Annotated in this window: 5 protein-coding genes and 1 pseudogene; 3 read left to right on the top strand and 3 right to left on the bottom strand. The window is 45.5% G+C overall.

Annotation, left to right across the window (positions count from 1 at the left end; genetic code table 11):
- Nucleotides 1-56: 56 nt before the first annotated feature.
- The 3 genes and pseudogenes from AB6E08_RS16880 to AB6E08_RS16870 form a co-directional block, all read left to right on the top strand.
- Nucleotides 57-419, top strand: a pseudogene (locus AB6E08_RS16880) (FAD-binding domain-containing protein); the annotation flags it as partial.
- The gene (locus tag AB6E08_RS16875; RefSeq protein WP_372066583.1) at nucleotides 416-1,975 is read left to right on the top strand and encodes a cryptochrome/photolyase family protein; all 1,560 of its coding nucleotides are present in this window, start codon (nucleotides 416-418) and stop codon (nucleotides 1,973-1,975) included. The pseudogene AB6E08_RS16880 and the gene AB6E08_RS16875, both read left to right, overlap by 4 nt.
- Nucleotides 1,975-2,712: an SDR family oxidoreductase gene (locus tag AB6E08_RS16870; protein WP_372066585.1), complete on the top strand. Its 738-nt coding sequence runs from the start codon at nucleotides 1,975-1,977 to the stop codon at nucleotides 2,710-2,712. The genes AB6E08_RS16875 and AB6E08_RS16870 overlap by 1 nt, the downstream gene beginning before the upstream one ends.
- A gap of 150 nt (nucleotides 2,713-2,862) precedes the next feature.
- Here AB6E08_RS16870 and AB6E08_RS16865 read toward each other — a convergent pair whose 3' ends face one another.
- The 3 genes from AB6E08_RS16865 to AB6E08_RS16855 form a co-directional block, all read right to left on the bottom strand.
- A complete protein-coding gene (locus AB6E08_RS16865; RefSeq protein WP_029221996.1) occupies nucleotides 2,863-3,747 on the bottom strand; it encodes a PA4780 family RIO1-like protein kinase in 885 nt (294 codons plus the stop codon).
- Nucleotides 3,748-3,836: 89 nt separating this feature from the next.
- Complete coding sequence (locus AB6E08_RS16860) at nucleotides 3,837-3,980, bottom strand: DUF2256 domain-containing protein (protein ID WP_076671818.1); 144 nt, start codon at nucleotides 3,978-3,980, stop codon at nucleotides 3,837-3,839.
- 423 nt (nucleotides 3,981-4,403) lie between these two features.
- Nucleotides 4,404-8,120, bottom strand: a complete 3,717-nt coding sequence (locus AB6E08_RS16855) for an AAA family ATPase (RefSeq protein WP_372066588.1) — start codon at nucleotides 8,118-8,120, stop codon at nucleotides 4,404-4,406.
- Nucleotides 8,121-8,124 lie beyond the last annotated feature (4 nt).

Genomic DNA, 8,124 nt, shown 5'->3' with positions numbered 1-8,124 from the left:
GCTGATCAGATCGTAGGTTCTTGATTTAGTTCCATTGAATTACGCAACAAAGCCCATGTATGCGCCAACTTAACGAAACAGGCTATATGTCTAATCGAGGAAGACAGCTTGCCGCTAGCTGTTTGATCTATGAACTAGGGATCGATTGGCGACACGGTGCAGCCTATTTTGAGAGCCAACTTATCGACTATGACGTGGCATCAAACTGGGGTAATTGGGCTTACATAGCCGGAGCCCTCAACTCTCAGGTAAACACCCAAGCCAACAAGCAAAATAATGCTAAACAACCTAAACCTAAATCACGACATTTTGATTTGGGTAAGCAAACGGGTATGTACGATCCAGACCATGCGTTTATCAACAAGTGGAATGCGAGAAGCAAAGAACTTGTCTTAACCAACAATCAGGATGTGTTATGAATTTCAAAACCGTGCGCCTTGTTTTAGGCGACCAACTCAATATCCAGCACTCTTGGTTTCAACAGGTTGATGACGAGGTCATTTACATCGTCGCTGAACTCAAGCAAGAGACTGACTACGTTGCATCGCACATCCAAAAGGTGGCCGCTTTTTTCTCTGCGATGGGCTACTTTGCCAACGAACTCAAACAACAAGGTCATCAGGTACTCCACCTCACTCTTGATGACACCACGCAATTTGAAAATCTCGATGCGCTATTGCAACACTACGTACACGAATTCGGCGCAGAGAAATTCGAATATCAAAGGCCAGATGAATATCGCCTTTTAGAGCAGATGAGCAAGCTGAAGCTCACTAATGCGACCAAAGGTTGTTGTGATACGGAACACTTCCTCTTTCCATTCGATGAGGTAGAACAACAGTTTCCGAAAGACAAACACATCATGATGGAACACTTCTATCGCCGAATGAGAAAGCGTTTCGACATTTTGCTAGAAGACGGAAAGCCCGTTGGCGGCAAATGGAATTACGACGCGAACAATCGAAAGAAGCTCAAGAAACAAGACATCGAAAACCTGCCTCAGCCTTTGATGCTTACCAATGACATAACCGACATTTTGCAACGTATCGAACGTCACCAAGTGCAAACCATTGGTCAAATCGGTAACCAGTTACTATGGCCAGTTAACCGCGCACAAAGCTTGTCTCTGCTCGCTCATTTCTGCCAGGTTTGCTTACCGTTATTTGGGCAGTTTCAGGATGCGATGACTACAGAACACGACTCTAAATGGAGCTTGTATCATAGCCGTATTTCGTTTTCGCTGAACAGTAAACTGCTGAGCCCTAAAGAAGTGATTGATGCTGCGTTATCAGCTTATCAAGCTCCTTCTAAGCCAAATGCACCCACTATCGATATTGCACAAATCGAAGGGTTTGTGCGCCAAATACTGGGGTGGCGAGAGTACATACGTGGCGTTTATTGGGCGAACATGCCTGCTTACGCCAACAAAAATCACTACGCAGCAGACCGTAAGTTGCCTCATTACTTTTGGGATGGGCAAACCAAGATGAATTGTATGAAGCACGCGATTGATCAATCCCTCGAGTTTGCTTATGCGCACCACATTCAAAGGCTTATGATCACAGGTAACTTCTGTTTAATTACGGGCATTGCTCCGGATCAAGTAGACAGTTGGTACCTTGGTATATACGTCGATGCGATTGAGTGGGTCGAAATGCCAAATACGCGAGGTATGGCACTGTTTGCGGATGGCGGGATCGTCGGAACCAAACCATACTCTGCCAGCGGTTCTTACATCAACCGTATGAGTGACTACTGCAAAGGTTGTCACTACAAGATAAAAGAACGCAGCGGAGAGCAATCATGCCCTTTCAATAGCTTGTACTGGCGCTTTATGAACCAGCACCGCGATGCGTTAAACCGTAACCCACGCATGGGCATGTTATATAGATCTTGGGACAACATGGACGAGCAATCACAACAAGCGATTCTCGATACAGCTGAACAACGAATCACAAACTTGGAGAACTTATAATGGTAGAGCAACTCAGATTACACATTTTGGTGGTTGGTGGGAGTGGCGGTATTGGTTTCGCTGTGGTTAAACACCTATTATCTGAGCTGTCTCGGTTTGATTTTCTTGATGTGCATGTAGACGCGACTTACCACTCTCAACAGCCAGAACTAGAAAACAGTCGTTTGAACTGGCACAAAGTCGATGCAACCAATGAAGCTGATATTGAGCAACTCAGCAAACAGTTTGAAAAATTGGACTGGTTGATAAACTGTGTGGGTATGCTTCACACACCAGAGCTCGGCCCTGAGAAAAACTTGTCTTCTATCGACCCTGAGTTTTTCCTGAAAAACATTTCGGTGAATACCCTACCCAGCTTATTATTGGCAAAGCACTTCACACCGGTTCTTAGAACGAGCGACAATCCAAAGTTTGCTGTAGTTTCCGCAAAGGTAGGTAGCATTTCAGACAACAGATTAGGTGGTTGGTATAGTTATCGGTCATCGAAAGCGGCACTCAATATGTTCATCAAAACCATGTCGATTGAATGGCAACGCACCATTAAGAATGGCACAGTACTAGCGCTACACCCGGGCACAGCAGACACGGCTTTATCTAAGCCTTTCCAGACCAATGTCCCTGAAGGTAAGTTGTTTGAGTCGAGCTATGTCGCCCATCAATTGGTGGACATCATTCGCACTGCTACACCTGATAACAGTGGGCACTTCTACGCTTACGATGGTGAGCAGTTAAAGTAGTAGTTAATACCAGTGGCCGTCTTTCATGAGTGTTAAAAAAAATAACCCAACAGAGTTGAGGCTCTATTGGGTTATTTTTTGAAAGAGCGCCTTAGTTTTTTAAGGCGTTATGACTGACATTTTACGAAAGATCAAAACGGGTCATTACGACTACTCAGCCCAATTGAACTTACTGTCGTCTACACCTTCTTTCTCTTCTTTAACACGCTCGCGTCGGTGTTGTTCTTCAATTCGCGCAGCATCTATCTCTTGCATAATGGCTTCGATGTCTGCCAAATCGTCAGTTTCTGTAAACTCGCCCGTCAGCTTGCTGTCTGGCTTTAAGTCGCCTTTCTCGTAAAGCGCCCACATTTCCTTGGCATACTCGGTTTTCGCCAATTCAGGAGCAAACTGAGCGTAGTAGTCACGGATATTATTGATGTCACGAGCCAACATCCACTCAGCGTTGTTGTTCGCCGAAGCATCAACCGCTTGTGGTAGATCGATAATCACCGGACCGTATTCATCAACCAATACGTTAAACTCAGACAAGTCACCATGGATCAAACCAACGCAAAGCATTTTAACCACGTAAGTCATCATCACCGCATGATCTTCAATCGCTTGTTCTGGTGGCATTACAACATCGTTCAAACGTGGTGCAACATAACCATCATCGTCAGTGACCAGTTCCATAAGCAGCACGCCATCAAAGCAACCGTAAGGGACAGGCACACGTACGCCCGCTTCTGCCAGTTTATATAAGGCATCCACTTCAGCACTTTGCCAAACCTTTTCTTGTTGCTCTCGACCAAAGCCAGAGCCTTTTTCCATCGCTCGAGCACGGCGGCTATTTCGGACTTTTCGGCCTTCACGATACGCGGTCGCTTTTTTAAAGCTGCGCTGGCTAATTTCCTTATATACCTTGGCACAACGGATCGTATCGCCGCAGCGTACAATGTACACAGATGCTTCTTTGCCACTCATGAGTTGGCTTGTCACCTCGTCGACTAAACCATCGTCAACTAAAGGCTGTATTCTTTTAGGTATCTTCATGTCGTCTTTATACATGAGTTACCTGACAGATAAAATATTAACTCGTTAAATGAGTGGTTATTCTCAATAGATTCTTAAATGAAGGGAGATTATGTGGGTTTTGTCTTATGGCGACGACAACGTTCAGAGCAATAAATCACCTCTTCCCAACAACGTTGCCATTTTTTACGCCATGAGAATGGTTTGAGGCAAACGGGACATGTCTTGGTGGGTAGATGTGGTTTCTTGTGCATGGCCGCTTCCTTTTTGATGAGTCCACTTCCTGCGTCTACTAGTGATTCTCTATTACGCTCGATTCTCGCTTCAGGGAATGACGAAGGTAATACGACCAACCCCAGATTCCCTATTACGTTCGTACCTCACTTGAAGGAATGACGAAGGTAAAACCAACAAACCTAGAGTCCCTACTACGTTCGTAGCTCACTTTAGGAAATGAAGAAAGTAATACCAACAACCCCAGATTCCCTATTACGCTCGTGCCTCACTTTAGGGAATGACGGCTGCTTTTTATTCGATCCTGACATTAAGGGATGACGGCGAAGTGATTAATTACAACTTCCGACTCCGTCATCCTCGAGAAGGAGGAACGACTGAGTCGGGGATCTGCTTCATCTAGCTTTATTTCTATTTCTGCGCTGATGGAATATAGCTAGAACCTAAGCAACAACCTTATACTGCTTCTCCATCTCACTGACACCTAAGCCAGAGTATTTTGTTACTTTAAGCTGAACAGGCACTCGCTCTTTCAGTGCTTCAACGTGACTGATGACGCCAATCATCTTGCCTGACGCATTCAGGTTATCGAGCGCGTTTAGGGCAATGTCCAATGTGTCGCTATCCAGCGTGCCGAAACCTTCATCCAAGAACAGAGAATCAATACTGGTTTTGTAGCTCACAAGATCAGAAAGCGCTAATGCCAACGCCAAGCTCACCAAGAAGCTTTCGCCACCGGATAACGTCTTGGTATCACGCATCACATCGCCCTGCCATGTGTCGAGCACTTGAAGTTCTAAGCCATCATCGGCTTTACGTTTTAGCTCATAACGACCATGTAAACGCTGTAGCTGCTTGTTCGCCAAATACACCAAGTTTTCCAGAGTTAAACCTTGGGCAAACTTACGAAATTTATCGCCGTTCTTAGAACCGATAAGTGAGTTCAGACGTGAGATATCATCAAACTCGACCTGCTGTTCGTCGATCTGCTTGAACAGATCTTGCTGATTACTGCGGTTCTGGCTATCCGTTTCAAGATTGGCAGAAATTGCGCCGATCTTTGTCGCATGGCTTTGTTGTGCGTTTTGGCATTCAGTAGTTGCTTCTTCAACTTGCTGTTGGTCTTGCTCTTGCCATGCTTTCGCATTTACGTGGTTTTGTAGCTCCACTTGCGTCGCTTTGGCGGTATTCAACCTTGCTTGTGCACTGACAATCGCTTCGTCTAAAGACTTCTTCAGGCTTTGAAGTTGAGTTCTAACCTCCTCATCCAACAACGCCGCTTCAAAATTTACCTCATCTTCGAATGGGCTCGTTTTCAGTGCTTCTAACCAAGCATTCGACGCTTGTGTGTAACTTGACTGCTTGCTAGTCAACTCTTCAGAGAAGCTAATGTGTTTGGTTTGCTCAGTTCGATGTTCCAGCTCGGAGCGGTTAAGCACCAACTGCGCGGCATCAAATGCATTTACCGCTTCGGTGACTTTTTGCTTCATCGCATTGCTGGTGGCTTGAATGTCTTTGTCACCAAACAACTCTGTTCTTTCAGCACTAATACGAGTCAACTCTAACACTAGAGACTCACTCTGTTGCGTGAATGTCGCGAGCTCTTTCTCAACACTGCTTAGCTTGTCATCTAAGGTTTTCAGTTCGGCATTTTGAGTAATCAGCTGCTTTTCAATATCGGCCTGTTGCTGTTTGGTTTGCTGCCATGTGCTTGATGCTTGCGATTTCGCAGTAAACCAATCATCAATATGTTCAAGTTCAGGCGCTTCGATAGCCGTTTGAACAATGCTCTCTTTCAGAGCGTTCCATTGCTGCTCTTTCGCTTGAGCAATCTGAGTCACTTGCTCGTTTGCGACTTGGTTTTGCTTATTCAGATCCGCTAAGCGTTGCTCGGCCAACTCGAGATTAGACTTCGCCTTGTCAGCCCTAACACTTACCGACAAGCGTTGTTTCTCAGCTTCGGCATAGTGTGCTTTAGCATCACCCAACGCTTTGAGTTGCTGCGAGAACTGACTTAGTTGAAGTTCACACTGCTGAGCAAAGGTCGCGACTGTAGCTTCATTGCCTAAATCGTTTACCGTTAGCAGTGCTAGCTCTGGAGCCGTGTCAACGAAATCAGATAAGCTATGTTGAAGCTTGCCGACAACGCCTTGCCAATTCATTTGAGCCTGCTGAATATCCGCTTGTGCACGCAGGATGTCATCGTTCAGCGCGGCAACCATAGGGGCAAGAGAATCTAACTGCTGACGATGCTCTTGGCCTTCTTTTTTGATGGCCGTTAACTCTAGGTTTTCCGTTTCTTTTTGAGCAACCAAATTTGCAATATCTTGCGACTGCTCAATCGAATGGTCTGTTGAACCACACAGTGGGCACTCAGATCCAGATTCCAGAGCCGCACGGTATTTTGCCAATTCGCCTTCTTGATCAATCAAACGCGTTAATCGCTCAAGCGAAGTCTCTTTCTCTTTATATCGCTCGACTAACACTTCACGTTCTTTCGAAAGCTTGTCGACCAATTGGGTGTTGGTTTGATGTGCCTGTGTTTTTGCATGCAGCTGTTGCTGGGCATTTAGGAAACCACGATTGGTCTCAAGTAATGAGTGCGTATTACGATTCCAAAACTCCAACAGATCTTTTTGCGAATTCAACACTTGCTCGCTAGTGTTGCCTTGCAATGCTTCCCACTGTTGCTTTGCACTACTCTCTAGCACCACCAATTCAGCTAAGGTCTTATCTTGCGTTGCTTTAGCGTCTTGCGCAGATTTGATGATCGTTTGCTGTGCATCAACCGCACACAAAGCTTGCTTCGCTGAGTTTAGTTGTTCTGCATGTTGACGCTCTAAAGTACGAACTTGCTCAACTTTGGCTTGCCATTGACCTAGGTATTTTTCCAGATGTTGATCAGCTTGATGTGTATTTAAATACTCAGTGCTGAGTTGATCTTGTTGCTTCAGTGCATCTATTTTTTGGACTAAACCAATCTGTTGATTGCGCTGCTGCGTATGTTGCTCGTTTAGCGTATTCGTTGCATTAACGGCCGCAATTTGTTTATCTTTGAGTACGGCGATTTGGTTATCGAGCGGACGCACCAGATCGATGATCTTCTCTTGATCTTGTTGCTCGGTTTTTACTTGTTCGACAATTGCACTGCTTTGAGTCAATTTAGTTTGCGCGTCTTGCTTCTCTGCATCACGAACCGCCAGTAACTTAGTGCTGTTATCTAAATGAGCTTGAGTGGTGTTTACCTCTTGTTCGCAACGCTTTAAATCTTTGTGCACTGGGCGTAACTTTTCAGCTGGCTCATTGTTTGCCAAACGCTCTAATGAAGGTTGGTTTCGGTCTAGTTCATCTTGAGCTGTTTTAAGATCGTGCTCACTGGTCGCGATAGTTTGCTCAGCTTTGGTCACGTCTTTCCACCAGCTTAGATGCGCTTGCCACTCTTTTAATTGCTCCGCTAAACGCTTCTGTTCCGCTTCTAACGTTTCTCGCTCTGCGGTTAGCTCTTGGATTTGCTCTTCAGACAGTAAGCTCACACCTTCTGCTTTCGCTTTAAGGTGATTAAGCGACTCTTCACTCGACTTGAAATGATCGTAGATGCGCTCAGAAATCAGGCTATAGACTTCTGTGCCCGTCAGTTCTTCAAGTAGCTCTGCACGGTCGTTAGCATTGGCATTTAAGAACGCCGCAAACTCACCCTGAGACAACATGATGGATTTAGTGAAGCGTGAAAAATCGAGACCTGTTACCTGTTCTACCAACTTGGTTTTCTTAGTCAGCATGGTCTCTAAGACTTTGTCAGTATCCGCATCCGCAAATTCACACGTTGGCGTTTGTAATGCGCCATCGTGTTTTCCGCGCGCTCGCTTTTGGTGGAAGTTAGAGCGATACGTTTTGCCCTGCACTTCAAACTCCAGCTCAGCAAAACACTCACCCGTGCCACGCGTCATTAATTCATTGTTGCCTTTGGCAATGCTCTTCAAGCGTGGCGTGCGGTGGAACAATGCCAAACAAATCGCATCAAGAATGGTGGTTTTACCCGCCCCTGTAGGGCCAGTAATCGCAAACAAGCCATTTTCTGCAAACGGTGATTGGGTAAAATCGAGCTTCCAACGCCCTTTCAAAGAGTTCAGGTTTTCAAATTCTAGGCTTAAAATCTTCATACTG

The organism is Vibrio sp. 10N.247.310.24 (assembly GCF_041467175.1).
GTDB lineage: Bacteria > Pseudomonadota > Gammaproteobacteria > Enterobacterales > Vibrionaceae > Vibrio > Vibrio tasmaniensis_A.
Note: the sequence above shows the minus strand (reverse complement) of the source record. Positions and strands in the feature narration are given on the sequence as shown.